We start from the raw sequence: 18,286 nt of genomic DNA on the forward strand, positions 1-18,286 counted from the left end.
GCTTCCTTATTTTACATTTTACATTCTATATTTTACATTTTACATTTGCACGACTTAACCCGTTTTCATGAAACGATTTTTATTAATAGCGCTTGCCGGCTCCCTGCTGGTCGCCTGCGCCAACAGCAGCCAGGATAAGAAGGCCGCCTCCGGCGATTCGACCACCGCCGCCACCACTGCCGCCACGGACTCTGCGAACTACACGACCCTGCAATGGCTCGACAGCACGCACCAGGACCTGCCCAAGGTGAAGGAAGGCCAAGTGGTGGAAGTGCAGTGGCGCTTCCGCAATACCGGCGACAAGCCCCTGGTGATCACCAATGCCTCCGCCAGCTGCGGCTGCACCGTGGCCGAAAAACCCGAGCAACCCATCGCCCCGGGCGGGGAAGGCGCCATCAAGGCCAAGTTTGACAGCAAAGGCCGCGAAGGCGAACAGCGCAAGACCGTATACGTAGGCGCCAATACCAAGGGAACGGAAATGCACGAGCTTTCCTTTGCCCTGGAAGTCGAAAAGAAATAATTTCATCACTAATAACCCGAACAAATATGTATTTATTGCAAGCAGGCCAGGGTGGCGGCGGTTTCCAGTTCATTTTCCTTGGATTGATGATCGTTGTGTTCTGGCTGTTCTTCATTCGTCCGCAGGCGAAAAAGGCCAAACAGCAAAAAAGCTTTATCGACAACATCCAAAAGGGCGATAAAGTGGTGACCATCGCCGGCATCCATGGCGTGGTCAACCGCGTCAACGAGGACGGCACCGTTCAGCTGGAGATCAACCCCGGTTCCTATATCAAGATTGAAAAGAGCGCCATTTCCCTGGAATGGAGCACCCAACTGAATAAAACGGGTACGACTACTACCCCCGCCAAATAGCTAAGCTAAGCGGTAAAAAGAGTGAAAAGAGATAAAGAGTAAACAGGCTCCTTGTCTCTTTTTTTGTTTTGATCCTTTTATGCTTTTCCTTTTTTACGCTTAATTTTCATACTTATACCCTTTAACATGGATAAATTGGGCGGAAGAGGAAGCCCGCAGGGCTTCACTGTGAATAGCCCCGGGTGAAACCCGGGGTCAACCATAGGTCCTTACCACAACCCTGGAGGGGTTGAATGTGTCCTGTTCGATTGACAACCGCTTTTAATTTGGGTAAACATTTCGAATAGGTTTCCCCCAGGGAACGTTCCTGCCGTTGTGGGTCCCACAATCAACCCCGTTGGGGTTGTCGGGATGAACACCGGCTGACCCCGGGTTTCACCCGGGGCTATTCACAGTGAAGCCCTGCGGGCTTCCTCTTCCGCCCCATTTATCCATGTTAAAGCGGTATGACTCTTTATCTCTTTTCCCTCTTTATCTCTTAGTTATATGCTGAAAATAGGAATAACAGGAGGCATCGGGTCGGGTAAGACCACCGTTGCCAAGGTTTTCGAGCTGCTGGGCGTGCCGGTCTATTATGCCGACGCCGCCTCCAAGCGCCTGTACCATACCGACAAGGAACTGATGGCCAGCATCAAGGAGCACTTTGGCGAGGACGTGTACACGGACGATCAGCTGAACCGTTCGCGGCTGGCGGCCCTGGTTTTCAATGCGCCCGAAAAGCTGGCCCTGCTCAACCGCCTCGTGCACCCGCCTACCATACGGGATGCCCAGGAATGGATGGAGCGGCAAACCGCCCCCTTCGTGATCAAGGAGGCCGCGCTGCTCTTTGAAAGCGGGTCGGTCCGGGACCTGGACCAGGTGATCGGGGTGCGGGCCCCCCAGGCCCTGCGCCTGCAGCGGGCCATGGAACGGGACAACGCTCCCCGCGAGGAAGTGCTCAACCGCATGCGCCGCCAGATCGACGAAACCATCAAAATGCGCCTCTGCGACTTTGTCATTGAGAATGATGAATTGCAGGCGGTGCTTCCGCAGGTTTTAAGGCTGCACGAGGAGCTGCTGCGGAAAAGCCAGGAAGGTTTGTAGTTGGGTGCATAAAAAAGGGCCCGCTTTTCCTCGTGAAAAGCGGGCCCTTTTTTATGGTTTCTGCCAACAAACCGCTTATTGCAGTTTCTTCAGCGCGTCCTGGATGCGGGACAGGCCTTTTTCGATGTTGGTCATGCTGTTGGCAAAGGACAGGCGGATACAGTCGCTGTCGCCGAAAGCGCTGCCGGTAACGGTAGACACGTGGGCGTTGTTCAGCAGGTACATGCACAGCTCGTCGGCGTTGCCGATCACCTCTTCGCCGTTCTTTTTACCAAAGTAGCTCTTCACTTCGATAAAGGCGTAGAAGGCGCCGTCCGGAACCGCCAGGTTCACACCGTCGATCTGGGCGAGCAGTTCCACTACCCTTTCCTTGCGGCGGCCGAACTCTTTTACCATTTCCTGGGTGGCGTCGAGCGGCGAGGTCAGGGCGGTGATGGCGGCGCGCTGGGCGACCGAATTGGTACCGCTGGTGATCTGGCCCTGCAGTTTTTCGCAGGCCTTGGCCACTTCCTTGGGGGCGGCGATGAAGCCGATCCGCCAGCCGGTCATGGCAAAACCTTTACTGAGGCCGTTCACCACGATGGTGCGCTCTTTCATGCCGTCGAACTGGGCGATGCTTTCGTGCTTGCCGTTGTAGTTGATGTATTCGTAGATCTCGTCGGAGATAATGCTTACCTGGGGGTGCTTGCGGAACACGTCGGCCAGGGCGGACAGCTCTTCCTTGGAATAAACCGCGCCGCTGGGGTTACAGGGCGAGGAGAACATGAACACCTTGGTCTTGGGGGTGATGGCCGCTTCCAGCTCCTGGGGCGTGATCTTGTAGCCGCTGCCGGGGGTGGTCTTCATTTCCACCACTACGCCGCGGGCCAGCTGCACCAGGGCGGCATAGGTCACCCAGTACGGGGTGGGGATCAGCACTTCGTCGCCTTCGTTCACCAGGGCCAGGATCACATTGGCCAGGCTCTGCTTGGCGCCGGTGGACACCACGATGTTCTCGATGGTGTACTCCAGGTTGTTGTCTCTTTTGAACTTGTGGCAAACCGCTTCGCGCAGGTCGGCATAGCCGGCAACGGGCGAATAGTGGCTCCAGTTGTCGTCAATGGCCTTCTTGGCGGCTTCCTTTATATGCTGGGGGATATCGAAATCGGGCTCGCCCACACTCAGATCGATCACATCAAACCCTTTGGCTCTTAACTCGCGGCCAAGCTTGGCCATCTTCAGCGTTTCCGGCTCGTTAAAACGCAGCAACCGGGAAGCAATCTCTACCGGTTGTACCTGGGATGCAATTTCCATTTCTATTCTATTTTATAAGGACAGCAAATGTAATAACTTCTGGTTGTCGGCGACACGGATTCCGGGAATGCCGCAAAATTTTAAAACAGGGCGGAAGGAACCCCGCCCCGCGCCCGGGACCAAAATGGGCGCAAGTCCTTGTCCCACGCAGGTTTCGGGGCACCGAAAAGCCGCCGAAATTACGGGAGGAATCTAGCCTGAAAAGGCTATATTTGCCCCTCTTAAAAAAAAACGTGTATGCAACTGAAAGGCCTGGTACGCTTTTTTACCATTTTGCTCATCCTTTATTCGGTTTACGAACTGTCCTTTACCTGGGTGGTGCGCAGCCATGAAGGCAAAATGGAAAAGAAAGCGCATGAATTTGTGGCTGCCAATTTTCCTACGGCTCAACAAAAGTACCCCGACAACAAAGAAATTCAAACGCTTTATCAGGACACCCTGGAGGGTGCGTATAAAGACCGTTTAAGACGATTGCTCGACAGCACCAAGAACGTAACTGTCCATTATGGCCCGACCGGTAAGATCAGCTACCAGCAGGCCAAAGAAAACGAATTGAACCTGGGCCTCGACCTCCAGGGCGGTATCAACGTCACCATGGAAGTGGAACTGGCCGGCCTGCTCCGCTCCATGTCGAACAACTCCAAGGACCCCAACTTCCAGAAAGCGCTGGAAAACGCTGACCGGAGAAAGGCCAACAGCAATGCCGACTTCGTCACCCTGTTCGTGGAAGAATACAAGAAGCTGGCGCCCAACGGCCGCCTGGCTTCCCTCTTCGCCACCGCCAACCAGGACAAGATCAAGATCACCGACACCGACGACAAGGTGATCGGCCAGATCCGCACCGAAGCCAACGACGCCTTTGACCGCACCTTCGGCGTGCTGCGCAACCGGATCGACCAATTCGGCGTCGCCCAGCCCAACATCAACCCCGACAAAGAACGCGGCATCATCACCGTGGAACTGCCGGGCGTTCAGGACCAGGAACGCGTACGCAAGTACCTGCAATCCTCGGCCAACCTGCAGTTCTGGGAAGTGTACAACATCAGCGAGATCATGGCCAGCATCCAGAAAGCCGATGACGCCTTCAACAACCTGAAGGGCGGCAAAGCGGCTACCGCAGCTGCCGATACCGCTGCCACCGCCGATACTACCCGCAAGGACAGCGCCCTGGCTGCCACCCCTGCCGGCAAAGACACCGGCGCCCTGTCCGCCCAGCTGGGCAAGACACCGGCCGCCACCGCCAAAACCGATGCCGGCGCCACCCGCCAGAGCCTCGGCCAGTACATCGCCTTCTCCATCAACCCCCAGTCGGGCCCCATCGATAACGGCCAGATCGGCCTGGTGTCGGTTCGCGATACCGCCATTGTACGGGAACACCTGCAAAACCCCTCGGTGGGTGCGGCCTTCCCCGCCGACCTGGTGTGGATGTACGGCATCCCCGACGTGGTGGAAAACAAAAAAGCAGATTTCGTAGCCCTCTACGCCATCAAAACCAAAGGAAGGGAGAAAGCCCCCCTGGGCGGTGAAGCCATCATCGACGCCCGCGACGACTACAACCCCACCACCGGCCAGCCGGAAGTGAGCATGCGCATGAACCCCACCGGTTCGCGCGTGTGGAGCGACCTGACCGCAGCCAACATCAACCGTTCCATCGCCATCGTGCTGGACGACAACGTATACAGCGCTCCCCGCGTGAACGACCGGATCGAAGGCGGAAGCTCTTCCATCTCCGGCTCCTTCTCGCCCCAGGAAGCCAAGGACTTGTCCAACATCCTGAAATCCGGTAAGCTGCCCGCCCCCGCCAAGATCGTGCAGGAGCAGGTGGTAGGCCCCACCCTGGGTAAAGACGCCATCCAGGGCGGTATCATGGCCTTCGCCATTTCGTTTGCCGTGATCTTCCTGCTGATGCTGGTGTATTACAATACCAGCGGCTGGGTGGCCAACATCGCCCTGATCCTCAACCTGCTGTTCACCATCGGCGTGCTGACCGGCCTGGGCGCCACCCTGACCGCCCCCGGTATCGCCGGCCTGGTACTGACCATCGGTATGGCCGTGGACACCAACGTAATCATTTACGAGCGTATTAAAGAAGAACTTTCCCGCGGTAAGGGTTATATCCCGGCTGTGAACGAAGGCTACCGCCGCTCGCTGCCCCCGGTGCTGGATGCCCACGTCACTACCCTGCTGACCGCCATCATCCTGTTCTCCTTCGGCCTCGGCCCCGTGAAAGGTTTTGCCACTACCCAGATCATCGGTATCCTGCTGTCGCTGTTCTGCGGCATCCTGGTAAGCCGCTGGGTGACCGAATGGTTCACCAGCAAGAACAAGCACCTGGAATACTTTACCCCGCTCTCCAAGCGGATCTTCAAGCATGCCAACTTCAAGTTCATCGAATACCGCAAAGTGGCCTACGTCATCTCCTTTATCGTGCTGGCCCTGGGCGTGGGTGCTATTTTCCATGGCTTCGACGAAGGCGTGGAATTCAAAGGCGGCCGCAGCTACGTGGTACGCTTCGACAAGCCGGTGAACGTGGAGCAGGTGCGGAACGACCTGGCCGCCTCCTTCGGCGAAAGCCCCGTGATCAAGACCATCGGCGGCAACAACCAGCTCGACATCACCACCTCGCACATGATCGAAGACACCCGCCCCCGCGTGGATTCGCTGGTGGAAGAAAAGCTGTGGACCGGTTTGAAGAGCCACCTGCCCGCCGGCCTGACCTTTGCCCAATTCGATCAGCAGTACAAGCTGGGTTCCACCACCGTGCTGCCCACCCTGTCCGACGACCTGAAAACCGGTGCCAAGTGGGCCACCTTCTGGTCGGTGCTGATCATCGCCACCTATATCTTCATCCGTTTCCGCGACTGGCGCTATTCCGTGGGTACGATCATCGCCCTGCTGCACGACGTACTGGTAACCCTGGCGGTATTCTCGTTCCTGAAGGACGTGGTGCCGTTCCCCCTGGAAATCGACCAGCACTTTATCGCGGCGATCCTGACGGTGATCGGTTTCTCGATGAACGATACGGTGATCGTGTTTGACCGGATCCGCGAATACAGCCGCCAGATGGTGGGTGCTCCCAAGGAGACCATCATCAACAAGGCGATCAACGAAACGCTGAGCCGTACCATCATGACGTCGCTGACCGTGTTCCTGACCATCCTGATCCTGTTCCTGGTAGGTGGCGAGGTGACCCGCGGCTTTGCCTTCGCGATGCTCATCGGTGTGATCACCGGTACCTACTCGTCGATCTTCGTGGCGGCCCCCATCCTGGTAGACCTCGGCGGCAAGAAAGCCCTGGGCGCTCCTGCCGAAGTGGGCGAAGACGCTGCTCCGAAAACGAAGCCGGTAGCTGCCAAATAAGCAACTTCCCTTATAAACAAAAAAGCCCCTTCCTCCCGGTTGGGGCTTTTTTGTTGGGATGCGCCGCCGCTATATTACATTTACGCACAACTTCTCATATGCAGGAAACTACCATCAGTCTCATTCTTTCCGTCCTGGCCCTCCTGGTGGCCATCGTTGCCTTTTTCCAGTCCAATAAGCCTGCCCCCCCGCCTTCGGCCGACGTCAGGCCAGCACCTGTGCCCGTAGCGGCCACCACCGATACCCTTCCCCTGCAGCTGCAGGCCTACGAGCGGCTGGTGCTGCTGACCGAACGCATTGCCCTGCCCAACCTCGTGAGCCGCCTGAACCAGCCCGACTTCAGCGCCCGGGAAATGCAGGTGCTGCTGCTGGAAAGCATCAAGCAGGAGTTCGAGTACAACTCCTCCCAGCAGATCTATGTCAGCGACGTGGCCTGGGAAGCAGTGCGCAACCTGAAGGACCAGAACATGCTGCTCATCAACCAGATCGCCAGCATCCTGCCCCCCGACGCCCGGTCTACCGACCTGAACCGCCAGCTCGTGGAAGTGGTCATGAACCAGCGCGACGCCGCCCTCCATAGCATTGTGCTGAATGCGCTGAACTTCGAAGCGAAAAAAATACTCCACCGCTCTTAAAGGGGCAATTGGTTAATTGGGAGAGGAAGAACCCGTGAACTTGTAAACTCGTAAACCCGTAAACTCAAAAAAGGATGAAACAGGTGTATACGGACAGCGGCATCGAAATCAAACCAGTTTATTATCAAGGAGACAGACCTCCGCAGACCGGGGAGGTACCGGGTGCATATCCATTTACCCGGGGCATCCAGCCCGACATGTACCGGGGCAGGCTGTGGACCATGCGCCAGTATGCCGGCTTTTCCACCGCGGAGGAAAGCAACCGGCGCTACCGCTACCTGCTGGGACAGGGCGTCAGCGGCCTGAGCGTGGCCTTTGACCTGCCCACCCAGATCGGCTACGACAGCGATCACCCGCTGGCCGAAGGCGAGGTAGGCAAAACAGGCGTGGCCATTGATACCCTGGCCGACATGGAAGCGCTGTTCCACGGCATCCGGCTGCAGGACGTCACCACCTCGATGACCATTAATGCTACCGCCTTTATCCTGCTGGCGTTTTACGTGGCCCTGGCCAAAAAGCAGGGCGCCGACCTGTCGCAGCTGTCCGGCACCATCCAGAACGATATTTTAAAGGAGTACGCCGCCCGGGGCACCTATATTTACCCGCCCCAGCCGTCCATGCGCATCATCACCGACATCTTTGAATGGTGCAGCCACGAGCTGCCCAAATGGAACACCATTTCCATTTCGGGCTACCACATCCGCGAGGCCGGCAGCACGGCCGCCCAGGAGGTTGCCTTCACCCTCAGCAACGGCAAGGCTTACGTGGAAGCCGCCCTCCGCAAAGGGCTGAACATCGATGTGTTCGGCCGTCGCCTCTCCTTTTTCTTCAATGCCCACAACCACCTGTTCGAAGAGGTGGCCAAGTTCCGCGCCGCCCGCCGCATCTGGGCGCATACCATGAAGAGCCTGGGCGCTACCGACCCCAAGGCCCTGATGCTGCGGTTTCACACCCAGACCGGCGGCAGCACCCTCACGGCCCAGCAGCCCCAAAACAACATTGTGCGGGTGACCCTGCAGGCCCTGTCGGCCGTGCTGGGCGGCACCCAGTCGCTCCATACCAACGGCTTTGACGAGGCCCTGAGCCTGCCCACCGAGGAGGCGGCCCGCCTGGCGCTGCGCACCCAGCAGGTGCTGGCCTTTGAAAGCGGCGTGGCCGACACGGCCGACCCCCTGGCCGGCTCCTACTTCGTGGAAGCCCTGACCACGGAAATGGAACAAAAGGCCCTGGAACTGATGGAGCGGATCGACGGCCTGGGCGGCAGCGTAGCCGCCATCGAGCAGGGCTTTATGCAGGAAGAGATCGCCCGCAGCGCCTACCGGTTCCAGCGCCAGGCCGAAACCGGGGAAAAGATCATCGTGGGCGTCAATAAATTCCAGGTGGAGGCGGAAGCCCCCGTGCCGGTGTTTAAGGTGGACGATGCCATCGCCACCGGCCAGATCGAAAGGCTCAGAGGGATAAGAGCGCAACGAGATAAAGAGCAGGTGGCGGCTTGCCTGGAGGCGATCCGCCGCAAAGCCATCAGCGGGGAAAACCTGATGCCCGCCGTGCTGGAAGCCGTGGAAACGTACTGCACCCTGGGCGAAATTTCCGATGTGCTCCGGGAGGTTTTCGGGGAACACAAACAATAGGCAATGGGCAATAAGCAACAGGCACTGCCGGTCATGAAAAAAGCGCACCCGGAACGGATGCGCTTTTTTCATCTGTAGTTGCTGATTACTGACGTTATTTTAAACTGCTGTTGATTGCTTTGGCCGAGTCGAGGTGCATGCGCAGGGTCGGCACCGTGGCGGCGGCCCAGGTTTTCAGGGCCGAGTCCTTGCCATTGTTGGCCTTGTTCTGGAACTTGCTGACATCTTCCTGGTGGTCGCTCACCATCATTTTCATGTAGGCCTTGTCGAATTCGGCGCCGGTCTTTTTCTGCAGGCTTTCGATATGGCCCTTGTGCAGGTTCAGCAGCGAATCTTTGTTGATCATGGTGCCTTTGGCCGAGGCAAGCGCATTCAGCTCGTCGTTGGCCTTGGAATGGTCACGCACCAGCATGGCGGCAAAATCCTTTACCCGCTGGCTGGCGGCATTCTGTTGGGCAATATTCCCCAGTTCCACTTCCATAATACCGCCGGAGGCCGCTTTCACCACAAAGTCCTTATCGGCTTTCTCCAGGGGCGTGGCATCATAAGTAGGAGGAGGAGGCGCCATAGAGGTCGTATCCGGCATGGTCGTGGTAGGCGTAGTTTCCATCCCTGCCGTGTCGCTGGTGCTGTCGTGATCGCCGCCGCCACCACAGGACCACAGAAGAGCTGCAGCAAATACTGCCGCTACGGAAAATGTCTTTTTCATACGCTATACGTTTATTTATAGGTGCTGCCTCGAAAATTTGTGCCAAAAAGAACGTTTAACAGTTTAGTTCCTGAGTTCCTAAGTTCCTGAGTTAGGAGGAAAACTACAAAAGTCCTGAAGACTTTTGTAGTTTGGCTTTCTTCAGGCTTCGCCTTTTCGGAATGACGCCAACTCAGGAACCCAGGAACTCAGAAACTCAGGAACTCTTCTCCCAAACTCGTGAACTTTTTATTTTTGCATTTATATGAAAAAGTTCCTGCTGCTTCCCGCTTTGCTGATGGTACTGTGGTGCCGGGCACAAACACCCTCTTTTATTACGGATAGCCTTGACGGTTATATTGAGAAAGGATTGAAGCAATGGCAGATCCCCGGGCTGGCGATGGTGGTGGTGAAGGACGGCAAGGTGGTGGTGCAGAAAGGCTTTGGGGTGCGCAGCCTGGGCGGCAAGCCGGTGGACGCGCATACCCTGTTCATGATCGCCTCGAATACAAAGCTGTTTACCGGCACGGCCCTGGCCCTGCTGGAAACCAGGGGCCTGTTATCCCTCGACGACAAAGTTACCCGGCACTTTCCGGATTACCGGTTGTACGATACCGTTACCACCAGCCTCGTAACCATCAGGGACCTGCTCTCCCACCGCATCGGCACCAAAACCTTCCAGGGCGATTTTACCTTCTGGAACACCACCCTCAGCCGCGAAGCCATCATGCAGCGCATGCGCCTGCTGCGGCCTTCCCTGCTGTTCCGCCAGAGCTATGGCTACTGCAACAGCTGCTACCTGACGGCCGGCCAGGTCATTCCGAAGGTGACGGGCCGCTCCTGGGAAGATTTTGTCCGCGACAGCCTGCTGCGCCCGCTGGAGATGAACCAGACGCTGGTGCTGTCTACCGGTGTGGCCCAACAGCCCAATGTGGCCGTTCCGTATACCACCAGCTTTACCGGCACCCTGCAGCAGGTGCCCTACGACAACTGGAACAACCTGGCGCCGGCCGCCAGCATCACCAGCAACGTGTCGGACCTGGCCCACTGGCTCCAGTTCCAGCTCGACAGCGGCAGGTACCAGGGCCGCCCCGTACTGCCCTGGAGCGTGCTGCAAAAGACCCGCGATGTGAACATCATTACCTCCAGCCGCAAGTCGGTGCTGCTGCCCCTGCACTTCCGCGGTTATGGGCTGGGCCTTTTCTCCGCCGACTATAACGGCCGCCAGATCTTCTGGCATACGGGCGGGGCCGGCGGCATGGTCAGCAATGTTTGTTTTGTGCCGGAAGAACGGCTGGGCATTGCCATCCTGACCAACAACGATGACCAGAGCTTTTTCGAGGCCCTGCGGTACCAACTGCTGGACGCCTACCTGGGTGTTCCCTACCAGGACCGCAGCCAGCAGTACCGGACCTCTTACCAGGAAGATCAAAAAGCCCAGTTGCAGGAAATCGCCGGCTGGAAAAAAAGAATAAAGAACAATGCTCCCGAGCTGCCCCTTTCGGCCTATGCCGGCACCTATTCGAATGAATTGTACGGCCCCATTACCATCAAACCGGAAGGAAAACGCTTGAAGATCAGCTTCGGCGCCAAACCCGACCTGTGGGCCACGCTGGATTACCTGGACAACGGCGAATGGCTGCTGCAATACAACAACATCGAATACGGCATCTTTACCATAAAGTTCGACATTGCCGGCGGCCGGGTACGCTCGGTTACCACCCGCCAGAACGAATTTGTGGAATATGATCCCTACACCTTCGTCAAACAGCCGTAAGCGTGAGTAGCTAAAGAAAGGAAACGACAAAGCCACCGCCGGAAGGCAGTGGCTTTGTCGAAGAATGTTATGAAAAAACTTAGGAAGCCTCGGTTTCCTTTTCCATCATCAGGAAGGCTTTGATGAACCCATCGAGCTCACCATCCATTACCGGCTGCACGTTGCCCACCTCGTAGTCGGTCCGGTGGTCCTTGATCATTTTGTAGGGATGGAACACGTAGCTGCGGATCTGCGAGCCCCACTCGATCTTTTTCTTGCTGGCATTGGTGGCGTTCTTGATGGCTTCGCGCTTGCGCAGCTCCTCCTCGTACAGGCGGCTTTTCAGCATGGTCATGGCCTTTTCGCGGTTTTCACCCTGCGTACGCGCCTGCTGGCATTCCACGATGATGCCCGTGGGCTTGTGGGTCAGGCGAACGGCCGTTTCCACCTTGTTCACGTTCTGGCCACCGGCGCCGCCGCTTCGGAAGAAGGCCCATTCCACGTCGGACGGGCTCACCTCGATCTCGATGGTATCGTCGATCAGCGGGTACACGTAGACCGAAGCAAAGGAGGTATGCCTGCGGGCATTGGAGTCGAAGGGCGAGATGCGCACCAGGCGGTGCACCCCGCTTTCGGCCTTCAGGAAGCCGTAGGCAAAAGGTCCTTCAAACTGCAGGGTGCAGGTTTTGATGCCGGCGCCGTCGCCTGCCTGCCAGTCGAGCTCGGTGACCTTCCAGCCCTGCTTCTCGCCGTACATGCGGTACATGCGGGCCAGTATTTCGGCCCAGTCCTGGCTTTCGGTGCCGCCGGCGCCCGAGTTGATCTGCAGCACGGCCGGCAGTTCGTCCTCCGGCTCGTTCAGCGTGCTCTTGAACTCGGCCTCCTCGATCTTCCGGAGCGCTCCCTCGTAGGCGGACTTCACTTCTTCTTCGGTGCCTTCTCCTTCCTTCCAGAATTCGAACAGCACGGCAAAGTCCTCCACGCTGGCTTCCACCTGCTCGTACAGGTGTACCCAGAATTCGTTCAGCTTAATGTCTTTCAGAATGGCCGTGGCCCGGGCATTATCGTCCCAGAAACCCGGCGAAAGCGACAGTTGTTTGTCGTTGGATATCTTATCACGTCGGTTCTCGACGTCAAAGAAACCTCCTCAGGACCAGTACGCGATCCCTCATATCCTTAATGTGTTCTAATGTCATAGCGCCAAAGATAGGGAATTGGAATATTGGGGTATTGGTTAATTGGTTAATTGGGATATTAGGGACCGATAACCGGGGGCTGTTGAAAATCCCTATATTTAGGACGGCACCCTCCCAATACCCCAATTAACCAATTAACTAATTCCTAAAAAGATGGATCAGCGCATCATTAACCTCTACGACGAGTACACCCACAAGCCCCTGAGCCGGCAGGAATTCCTGCGTCGGCTGGCCCTGCTTACCGGCAGCATTGCTGCCGCCACCAACATGCTGCCCTTCCTGGAAAGCTCGTATGCCCATGCGGCCACCGTGAAGGAAGACGACCTGTTTACCGAAAGAATCACTTACCCCGGGGAAGGCAATACCCTGATGCAGGCCTACGTAGCCCGCCCCCGGAAGATGAGAACGTACCCGGCCGTGGTGGTCATTCACGAAAACCGGGGCCTGAACGCCCATATCGAGGATGTGACCCGCAGGGCCGCCCAGGCGGGCTATCTGGCCATTGCCCCTAATGCCCTGTCGCCCCTGGGCGGTACCCCGGCCAATGAGGACGAGGCCCGCCAGCAGTTCACGAAGCTGAACGAGGCCGACACCCGCAAAAACTTTATCCGCGTGTTCGATTACCTGGATACCCGGAAGGACAGCAACAAAAACTACGGTTGCGTGGGCTTTTGCTGGGGCGGCGCCATGGCCAACCACCTGGCGGTGAACGTGCCGGCCCTGAAAGCGGCCGTAGCCTTTTACGGCCGCCAGCCCGAAGCCACCGACGTGCCGCGCATCAAAGGCGCCGTACAGCTGCATTATGCGGGCCTGGACGAACGCATCAACGCGGGCATCCCGGCCTACGAGGAAGCGCTGAAAAAAGCCGGCACTCCTTACGAATTGTACCTCTATGAAGGCGTCAACCATGCCTTCCACAACGACACCGCTCCTACCCGCTACAACGAAGCGGCGGCCAAACTGGCCTGGCAGCGGACCCTGGACTTTTTCGGAAAATACCTGCGGCGCTCCTGATCAGCGCCGCCTTTTTGGCCGTTTCTGCTTGTAGCGCATCTTGACATTTCCCACGCCCTGGTGGACGATGCCGATGCGTTGCGCCGCTTTTTTCGACAGGTCAATGGAACGCCCGGCAACAAAGGGTCCACGGTCGTTGATGCGCACGTTGACCGACTTACCGTTATTCACGTTGGTCACCTTTACGCGGGTGCCGAAGGGAAGGGTCTTGTGCGCCGCCGTCAGCTCGTTGTTGCTAAAAATCTCGCCATTGGCGGTTTTCCGGCCATTGAATTTATCGGCATAGTAGGAAGCTTTACCGGTCTGGGTGATCTTCCGGGCGCAGGAAGCCAACAACAACAGGCAAAGCAGCAGGGAAAGGGAAGTGCATTTCATGTAATTCGGGTAAACGTGATGGTATCGGTAACAACGAAAACGAACATCATCATCCGTGATGCGCGCTGCAATGTACTCATTACACCTTGCTTATTGCCTGTTGGCTGTTGCTTTTCCTGCCGGCGGTGCGCCCTGTTTCCGAAACGCCCCAACCGGGGGCGCCTTCAAAAAAAACCTTTCCGCGAACCCGGGCCTGCACGGGCGGTCCCTGGTCCCAGGAAAGGCTTCTCTTTACCTGGCGGCTCTCGTTATCCCCGGCCCAACTGATCGTTATCGCCCTGGTTGCGCTGGTTATTGCCGCTCTGGCTGTCGTCGCGCCCCTGCCGGATGCCTTCGGTGGCCTTGTTGCGCGCCTTCTCGGCTTCGCCGCCTTCCAGGCGCGAACTGTCGCTTACGTTCTGGGCTTCCTGGGCATCGATATCATTGTCCAGGTTGATGCGGGGACGGGTATCGTCGCCCTGCGTGGTGGCGGATGCCTGCTGGCGGGCCGCCCGGGCATTTTCATCGCTTCCCGCAAATAACCCGGAATTTTCGCCTGATTGCCGGCCTTCCTGCCCTGCACTGTTTCTGTCTTTCGAGGGATTGCTTCCTGCTTCCATACAACATGGTTTTAAGGTGATGAATGGTTATGAGGACGAAACATTATGCCGCTTTTGCGCGGTGGCGGCTATTTCGGCGGGACCGTTACGGCCGGGCTTCTTCGGGGGCAACCGGCCGGGACACCTAAATTTTCTGCCCTTGCGGATAACAGTGAGCCATAACCGCAGAGCGTGGCCCAATTTTTTTATATTGTGGCAGAGATTCTATCCTTCACTCAAAAATTTTATGTCAATGAGAAGAATTTTTACCCGCATGTTGGTGGTGCTCCTGGCACTGGCGACCCTGACCACCGATGCGGCAGCTGTAAGCATGGTAGCCCCCGTAGCCCCCGTAGCCCCGGTAGCCCCGGCAAACCCTCCTACAGAGCCCGACCCGACAACGGTTCAGTCGGCTGTGAACGATTTCAAGTCCCTGTCTGGCCGGGAACGGAAAGAACGTCTGAAAGAAGTGAAAAAGGCGGTCAAGGAGTACAAGGCGCAGAAGAAGGCCGGCAAGGAGCCGCTGAGCACGCTGGCGCTGGTGATCATTTGTATCCTGTTACCGCCGCTGGCTGTTTACCTGCACCAGGGAGAGATCAACAGTAAGTTCTGGATTTCCCTGCTGCTGACCCTGCTGTTTTACTTCCCGGGTCTGATCTATTCGCTGATCGTGATCCTGGGTGATGCCTAAAAAAATTGTCTTCACGTAAACGAAAAAGCCGTGCGTCCTGCACGGCTTTTTCGTTGGGGGATGCCAACGGCCAAAGGGCCTCTTCCCCGGCAGCCTGCTGCTGCCGACGCCCCGCGGAGCGGGCATCCCCTGCACACAAAATATAAGAAAATAAAGATCAGATCAGGTCGGTCCGGTCTTCGCCCAGTCGTGCGGTCTCTCCTTCATCCAGGTCGTCGTTCGGGCTGTGGATGCTCAGGTCGGCATCCTGCTCAATATCATGCATGGCTTCCATTCGGGCAGCCTGGGTGCTGGCCTGGGCAGCTTCATACCGGTCATAGGTTCCATTGCCGGAGCGCTTCGCACTGGTATCATTTTCAGGAGCCGCGTCCTTTCGTTTGTTTCCCCGTTGCATAAAAAATAGTTTTTGGGTGATCGTTTTACAACAGCAGGAAATTCCTGTGCCGGTTTTCTTCCCGCTCATTGCTCTCCCCGGAAAATTCAAAAACGCATGATTTTCAAAGGAATCGTAGTGAAAGTTATACAATTCGGCGGAAAAAAAATTTTTAATGCGAAACCCGATAATAAATAACTTTATAAACTATTCTTCTGCGGCCCCCTTCCCGGCCCCCTCCTTTTTCCCCAAAAAATCAACCGCCCTTTTCCTCAAACGTCACCAGGCCGGCAATCTGTTGCAGGTATTTTTCATCCGTGGCATCAAACCGTCCCCATTCGGCACTGTCCACGTCCAGCACCCCCATGACTTCGCCGTTGCGGAAGAGGGGAATGACGATCTCGGACCGCGACAGGCTGCTGCAGGCAATATGGCCCGGGAACTTTTCCACATCCTCCACTACCAGGGTTTGTGCCCGCGCCCAGCTGGTGCCGCAAACACCCCGTCCCTTTTTGATGCGGGTACAGGCCACAGGGCCCTGGAAGGGTCCCAGCACGAGCTCCTCCCCTTTCACCAGGTAAAATCCTACCCACAGCCAGCCGAACTGCTCTTTGAGCGCCGCGGCTATATTGGCCAGGTTGGCCACCAGGTCGGGCTCGCCTTCCACCAGGGCTTTTACCTGGGGCCACAACGCCTGGTACTGCTCTTCTTTCGTTCCGGTAACTATCCTCAGATCTTCCGCCATAAACATGATTAAGCCTTAAATTTAGGAAAAACGCCCTTCCCGTTTTTGCCCATAAAAAAAGCTGCTCCGGGGAGCAGCCTTCTTCTGGAAACAATAGAACCTTATAAACAAAAAAAATCTCCGGATTACTGGCCGTTACCGCCGTTGCCACCGCCGTTACGATTGCCACCGCCGTTCCAGTTGCCGCCACCGCCTTGCTGCATGCGGCTTCTTCTTTCGGCAAAATAAGTATTCACTGCCTTCACCTGGTCGTCGGTCAGGGGGATGGCCTTGAACTTCTTGGTATTTGCCGCCTGGATCTCTTCCAGCTTCTTGGTGCGGTCGGCTTCGCTCAGGTCGCGGAGGCCACGCATATTCTGCATGGAAGCGGCGCTGATCTCGATCACCTTGTCGGCTTCGGCATCGGATATTTTAGCTTTTTCGATCAGTTCGGGTTTCATGCGTTCTTTCATACGGGCAATGCGTGCGGCCGGATCGCCTCCACCTTGCTGTTGTGCCTGCGCATCTGTAGCATAAACGGTTGTAAACAAAGCAACCAGTACCAGTAATTTTTTCATGATAGTGATGAATTAGGCAGCCAAACTACTAAAGACGGAGGTTAAGTAAGGTTAAAAAACGTGCACGAACATTAGTTTACGAGTTTACGGGTTTACAAGTGTACGAGTTGCTTGCGCCCGTCAGGAACTCGTAAACTTGTAAACCCGTAAACTCGTAAACTCCGCTAGGGCCGCACCTCAAACAACAGGAACTGCGTTTGCTGCTGCGGGGAAAAGTTGTCGTCGGCGACCAGCAGCAGGGAGGGGTAGCCGCTGGGCAACTGGGGGCCGAAGGTGGCGCCTTCGATGTTGTCGATGGCAATGCCCAGGGAGTCGGTGTCGAGCAGGAGCTTTTTGGTGAGCGGGTGCCGCGGCGGCACCTCCTGCAGGGAGGGCGTCGCGGATACATCTTCCGCTCCGTCCAGGGAGGCCAGGAACAGCCGGATGGTGCAGTTTTTCACCCCCGTGGAAAAAGAGCGCTCGGTGACCAGCAGCTGGTAGTTGCCCACCCCCAGGATATCCGACACCCCGTTGATGCGGAACGCGCCGCCAGGCACGGCCTCATGCGCCACGGGCGCTACCCGGTAGGCGTACTGGGCCAGGGGCACATGGGTAGCCGCATCGTACCGGACCAGGCGGACCCAGGCGGCGGTATCCCCTCCGCCGGCCCTGGGGCCGTCCTCGTAGAGCGGCTCCTCCATGCAGGCGTACAGGGTGCGGTAGCCGTCGGCAAATGCAAGGCCTTCGAAAGCGCCGTTGCGGCGCGCGCCTTTTTCGACGGCCTGCATGCGCAGTTGCGGGGGCAGGGGAAAGCTGTCCGCAAAGGCACCCCGGCGGGAAAGCGACAGGAGGGCCGGGTGTTGCAATACGGGCGGGGTCCTGCCGGTGAGCCGCTCGCCCTCGCTGCTCCAGACAAACTGCCGGCGCAGGGGGTCGTAGCGCAGGGCCTCCGGGTCGGGTGACCGGGAAGGGTCCTGCCGGGTGGAGGGATATACCCGGCCGTCGGGTTGCCGCAAAGGAGTATGGTTCACCCACTGCACGCCCCCGATGCCCTGCAGCGAGGTCTGGATCCGGGCCGTGTAAAAGCGGGCGGGATGCCGGTCGGAACGGTCATCGCAAATGAGGTAATAGAGGTCGCGTTTGGCATCGTAATCGATGCCCGACAGCCCGCCCACCAGCGTACCGCGGAAGAAGGTGCTGTCCGGCAGGGTGTAGCTGCCCAGGAAACGCAGGTGGCCCACCGCAACCGGGTAATCCACGCCGGCCACCTCCGCCAGCGGGGTACAGGAAGCCGCCCCCAGCCCCCACGCCAGCAGTCCCGAAATAAAGTTTTTTAAACAGCTTCCGACCCTCATAAGGCTACGAAGATCGGGGTTTGAAGGTTCCCGGAGGCGCCCGGTCCCCTGGCCGGGGGTTTAACCGTTTGGTTGTGGGATGTATGTTCTAAGTTCGCGCCCAG

The 18,286-nt window shown here is 57.4% G+C and carries 18 protein-coding genes; 9 read left to right on the forward strand and 9 right to left on the reverse strand.

Going from position 1 to position 18,286, the window contains the following annotated elements; all coding sequences use genetic code 11:
- Nucleotides 1-67 precede the first annotated feature (67 nt).
- The 3 genes from V9K67_RS13700 to coaE all read left to right on the forward strand — a co-directional run bounded on the left by V9K67_RS13700 (nucleotide 68) and on the right by coaE (nucleotide 1,956).
- Nucleotides 68-520, forward strand: coding sequence for a DUF1573 domain-containing protein (locus V9K67_RS13700; protein ID WP_336723369.1), 453 nt, complete (start codon nucleotides 68-70; stop codon nucleotides 518-520).
- 26 nt (nucleotides 521-546) lie between these two features.
- Entirely contained in the window at nucleotides 547-873 is a 327-nt protein-coding gene (gene yajC / locus V9K67_RS13705; RefSeq protein ID WP_336723370.1) for a preprotein translocase subunit YajC, read from the forward strand.
- A 486-nt stretch (nucleotides 874-1,359) separates the two neighbouring features.
- Nucleotides 1,360-1,956: a dephospho-CoA kinase gene (coaE, locus tag V9K67_RS13710; protein WP_336723372.1), complete on the forward strand. Its 597-nt coding sequence runs from the start codon at nucleotides 1,360-1,362 to the stop codon at nucleotides 1,954-1,956.
- Nucleotides 1,957-2,031: 75 nt separating this feature from the next.
- On the opposite strand, the gene V9K67_RS13715 is transcribed toward coaE, so the two are convergent.
- On the reverse strand, nucleotides 2,032-3,249 hold the full coding sequence (locus V9K67_RS13715; RefSeq protein ID WP_336723373.1) for a pyridoxal phosphate-dependent aminotransferase: 1,218 nt from the start codon (nucleotides 3,247-3,249) through the stop codon (nucleotides 2,032-2,034).
- 237 nt (nucleotides 3,250-3,486) lie between these two features.
- On the opposite strand from V9K67_RS13715, the gene secDF reads away from it, so the two are divergent.
- The 3 genes from secDF to V9K67_RS13730 all read left to right on the forward strand — a co-directional run bounded on the left by secDF (nucleotide 3,487) and on the right by V9K67_RS13730 (nucleotide 8,875).
- Nucleotides 3,487-6,609 carry a protein translocase subunit SecDF gene (gene secDF, locus V9K67_RS13720; protein WP_336723374.1) on the forward strand — a complete coding sequence of 1,041 codons (3,123 nt, stop codon included), beginning with the start codon at nucleotides 3,487-3,489 and terminating at the stop codon, nucleotides 6,607-6,609.
- 98 nt (nucleotides 6,610-6,707) lie between these two features.
- On the forward strand, nucleotides 6,708-7,244 hold the full coding sequence (locus V9K67_RS13725; protein ID WP_336723376.1) for a DUF7935 family protein: 537 nt from the start codon (nucleotides 6,708-6,710) through the stop codon (nucleotides 7,242-7,244).
- A gap of 74 nt (nucleotides 7,245-7,318) precedes the next feature.
- Entirely contained in the window at nucleotides 7,319-8,875 is a 1,557-nt protein-coding gene (locus V9K67_RS13730) for an acyl-CoA mutase large subunit family protein (RefSeq protein WP_336723378.1), read from the forward strand.
- Between the two features lie 94 nt (nucleotides 8,876-8,969).
- Here the strand turns inward: V9K67_RS13730 and V9K67_RS13735 are convergent, their stop codons facing one another.
- Nucleotides 8,970-9,584, reverse strand: coding sequence for a DUF4142 domain-containing protein (locus V9K67_RS13735; RefSeq protein ID WP_336723379.1), 615 nt, complete (start codon nucleotides 9,582-9,584; stop codon nucleotides 8,970-8,972).
- Nucleotides 9,585-9,828: 244 nt separating this feature from the next.
- Between V9K67_RS13735 and V9K67_RS13740 the strand changes: the two genes are divergently transcribed.
- The gene (locus V9K67_RS13740) at nucleotides 9,829-11,340 is read left to right on the forward strand and encodes a serine hydrolase (RefSeq protein ID WP_336723380.1); all 1,512 of its coding nucleotides are present in this window, start codon (nucleotides 9,829-9,831) and stop codon (nucleotides 11,338-11,340) included.
- A 79-nt stretch (nucleotides 11,341-11,419) separates the two neighbouring features.
- Here V9K67_RS13740 and prfB read toward each other — a convergent pair.
- Nucleotides 11,420-12,515 (reverse strand): peptide chain release factor 2 gene (gene prfB, locus V9K67_RS13745; RefSeq protein WP_336723382.1). Its coding sequence is split into 2 segments (ribosomal slippage): nucleotides 11,420-12,466 and nucleotides 12,468-12,515, totalling 1,095 coding nucleotides; the frame shifts between segments, so codons are not numbered across the junction.
- A gap of 153 nt (nucleotides 12,516-12,668) precedes the next feature.
- On the opposite strand from prfB, the gene V9K67_RS13750 reads away from it, so the two are divergent.
- Nucleotides 12,669-13,529: a dienelactone hydrolase family protein gene (locus tag V9K67_RS13750; protein WP_336723383.1), complete on the forward strand. Its 861-nt coding sequence runs from the start codon at nucleotides 12,669-12,671 to the stop codon at nucleotides 13,527-13,529.
- Here V9K67_RS13750 and V9K67_RS13755 read toward each other — a convergent pair whose 3' ends face one another.
- Both V9K67_RS13755 and V9K67_RS13760 read right to left on the reverse strand, forming a co-directional pair.
- Nucleotides 13,530-13,904: a septal ring lytic transglycosylase RlpA family protein gene (locus V9K67_RS13755; protein ID WP_336723384.1), complete on the reverse strand. Its 375-nt coding sequence runs from the start codon at nucleotides 13,902-13,904 to the stop codon at nucleotides 13,530-13,532.
- 248 nt (nucleotides 13,905-14,152) lie between these two features.
- A complete protein-coding gene (locus tag V9K67_RS13760; protein ID WP_336723385.1) occupies nucleotides 14,153-14,503 on the reverse strand; it encodes a hypothetical protein in 351 nt (116 codons plus the stop codon).
- A gap of 232 nt (nucleotides 14,504-14,735) precedes the next feature.
- On the opposite strand from V9K67_RS13760, the gene V9K67_RS13765 reads away from it, so the two are divergent.
- Entirely contained in the window at nucleotides 14,736-15,173 is a 438-nt protein-coding gene (locus tag V9K67_RS13765) for a YqaE/Pmp3 family membrane protein (protein WP_336723387.1), read from the forward strand.
- A gap of 157 nt (nucleotides 15,174-15,330) precedes the next feature.
- Here the strand turns inward: V9K67_RS13765 and V9K67_RS13770 are convergent, their stop codons facing one another.
- From V9K67_RS13770 to V9K67_RS13785, 4 genes are all read right to left on the reverse strand, one after another.
- Nucleotides 15,331-15,567 (reverse strand): hypothetical protein, encoded by a 237-nt coding sequence (locus V9K67_RS13770; protein ID WP_336723389.1) that lies wholly within the window; start codon nucleotides 15,565-15,567, stop codon nucleotides 15,331-15,333.
- Between the two features lie 235 nt (nucleotides 15,568-15,802).
- On the reverse strand, nucleotides 15,803-16,291 hold the full coding sequence (locus V9K67_RS13775) for a GAF domain-containing protein (protein WP_336723390.1): 489 nt from the start codon (nucleotides 16,289-16,291) through the stop codon (nucleotides 15,803-15,805).
- A 125-nt stretch (nucleotides 16,292-16,416) separates the two neighbouring features.
- Nucleotides 16,417-16,848: a hypothetical protein gene (locus V9K67_RS13780; RefSeq protein WP_336723391.1), complete on the reverse strand. Its 432-nt coding sequence runs from the start codon at nucleotides 16,846-16,848 to the stop codon at nucleotides 16,417-16,419.
- A gap of 164 nt (nucleotides 16,849-17,012) precedes the next feature.
- Nucleotides 17,013-18,182, reverse strand: coding sequence for an esterase-like activity of phytase family protein (locus tag V9K67_RS13785; RefSeq protein ID WP_336723392.1), 1,170 nt, complete (start codon nucleotides 18,180-18,182; stop codon nucleotides 17,013-17,015).
- Between the last annotated feature and the right edge of the window lie 104 nt (nucleotides 18,183-18,286).

The organism is Huijunlia imazamoxiresistens, assembly GCF_037132455.1.
Classification (GTDB): Bacteria; Bacteroidota; Bacteroidia; order Chitinophagales; family Chitinophagaceae; genus Flavisolibacter; species Flavisolibacter imazamoxiresistens.

Bases quoted from the DNA above. Each gene is read 5' to 3' on its own strand.
- V9K67_RS13700 (WP_336723369.1), top strand. From the start codon at position 68: ATGAAACGATTTTTATTAATAGCGCTTGCCGGCTCCCTGCTGGTCGCC.
- yajC (WP_336723370.1), top strand. From the start codon at position 547: ATGTATTTATTGCAAGCAGGCCAGGGTGGCGGCGGTTTCCAGTTCATT.
- coaE (WP_336723372.1), top strand. From the start codon at position 1,360: ATGCTGAAAATAGGAATAACAGGAGGCATCGGGTCGGGTAAGACCACC.
- V9K67_RS13715 (WP_336723373.1), bottom strand. From the start codon at position 3,249: ATGGAAATTGCATCCCAGGTACAACCGGTAGAGATTGCTTCCCGGTTG.
- secDF (WP_336723374.1), top strand. From the start codon at position 3,487: ATGCAACTGAAAGGCCTGGTACGCTTTTTTACCATTTTGCTCATCCTT.
- V9K67_RS13725 (WP_336723376.1), top strand. From the start codon at position 6,708: ATGCAGGAAACTACCATCAGTCTCATTCTTTCCGTCCTGGCCCTCCTG.
- V9K67_RS13730 (WP_336723378.1), top strand. From the start codon at position 7,319: ATGAAACAGGTGTATACGGACAGCGGCATCGAAATCAAACCAGTTTAT.
- V9K67_RS13735 (WP_336723379.1), bottom strand. From the start codon at position 9,584: ATGAAAAAGACATTTTCCGTAGCGGCAGTATTTGCTGCAGCTCTTCTG.
- V9K67_RS13740 (WP_336723380.1), top strand. From the start codon at position 9,829: ATGAAAAAGTTCCTGCTGCTTCCCGCTTTGCTGATGGTACTGTGGTGC.
- V9K67_RS13750 (WP_336723383.1), top strand. From the start codon at position 12,669: ATGGATCAGCGCATCATTAACCTCTACGACGAGTACACCCACAAGCCC.
- V9K67_RS13755 (WP_336723384.1), bottom strand. From the start codon at position 13,904: ATGAAATGCACTTCCCTTTCCCTGCTGCTTTGCCTGTTGTTGTTGGCT.
- V9K67_RS13760 (WP_336723385.1), bottom strand. From the start codon at position 14,503: ATGGAAGCAGGAAGCAATCCCTCGAAAGACAGAAACAGTGCAGGGCAG.
- V9K67_RS13765 (WP_336723387.1), top strand. From the start codon at position 14,736: ATGAGAAGAATTTTTACCCGCATGTTGGTGGTGCTCCTGGCACTGGCG.
- V9K67_RS13770 (WP_336723389.1), bottom strand. From the start codon at position 15,567: ATGCAACGGGGAAACAAACGAAAGGACGCGGCTCCTGAAAATGATACC.
- V9K67_RS13775 (WP_336723390.1), bottom strand. From the start codon at position 16,291: ATGGCGGAAGATCTGAGGATAGTTACCGGAACGAAAGAAGAGCAGTAC.
- V9K67_RS13780 (WP_336723391.1), bottom strand. From the start codon at position 16,848: ATGAAAAAATTACTGGTACTGGTTGCTTTGTTTACAACCGTTTATGCT.
- V9K67_RS13785 (WP_336723392.1), bottom strand. From the start codon at position 18,182: ATGAGGGTCGGAAGCTGTTTAAAAAACTTTATTTCGGGACTGCTGGCG.